The organism is Bradyrhizobium sp. UFLA05-89, assembly GCF_059803475.1.
In genome coordinates this window covers 1-956 of record NZ_JBANBA010000280.1, presented here as the reverse complement: position 1 = coordinate 956, position 956 = coordinate 1, and the positions used below count along the sequence as shown (strand labels likewise).

Genomic DNA, 956 nt, shown 5'->3' with positions numbered 1-956 from the left:
TTTCAGGCCGCTCCTGCCTGAATACTTGGCCGCCGTTGGCGCCAGGGTCTAGCTTCCTCCAGATCGCGTGCGATACGGACCAATGTGGCCTCATCCCCAAAGCGGCCAACGATTTGAAGGCCGATTGGCAGCCCACCGGCACTTTGCGCCAAAGGCAGTGACACCGATGGATGTCCGGTGGCATTGAAGACGTGTAAATACGGATAAAGCGCGTCGCACCCTTCTATGAATTGTTCTACGGAGAGCGTCGGGCTGGTGGGGCGATAAATGTTATCATGGGGCATTGCCACGGTTGGCATCGTGGGAGTCAGTAGAATGTCATAGGGATGGATCGCCTCGCCCACGCGGAACCGCATGCTCCGCAATGCTTCAAGTACGTCTCCCAAATGAGCCGCTTGATTCATCCGGCCAGAGTCATAAGCCTTGAGACTAAACGGCTCTAAGGTGCTCGAATCAATCTGCCGCCCCATGGCTCGTGCGTCGTTTTCAAGGGAATCGGCGTTGAGTTTCCTTCTGGCAGGATCCAGAATTATCTTAAAGTACTCGGCGGATTCGTATGGCGGCGGGATCTCCGTAACCGTATGCCCCATTTCCTCGAGAAGCGCAGCTGACTTCTCGACGGCCCGTTGGATCTCTGGCTCGACCTTGGCCGCCCCCCATTCAGTCAGCGCAACCCCCACTCTGAGAGTGCCGGTGGGCTGCGAAAGTTCCTCCACATATGTTCGGTGCGGCTGGACGATGATGAAGGGATCGCCCGGTTGGGGGCCGCCAAAGACATCCAGGGCCGCCGCCATATCGCGCACAGTTCGACACAGAACAAACTCGCGAGGAAAGCCGAACGACCTATCCTGGTTGTTCGGGCCGGCCGAAATACGCCCGCGCGATGGATTCAATCCGACAAGGCCGCACCAGGCGGCAGGAATGCGAATTGACCCGCCGCCATCACTCCCATGAGC

General features: G+C 58.3%; 1 protein-coding gene. It reads right to left on the bottom strand.

Annotated features, from left to right (window positions below):
- Window positions 1-2: 2 nt before the first annotated feature.
- Window positions 3-956 (bottom strand): amidase (locus tag SO139_RS46260; RefSeq protein ID WP_498542163.1); only part of this gene is annotated, 954 nt, incomplete at its 5' end.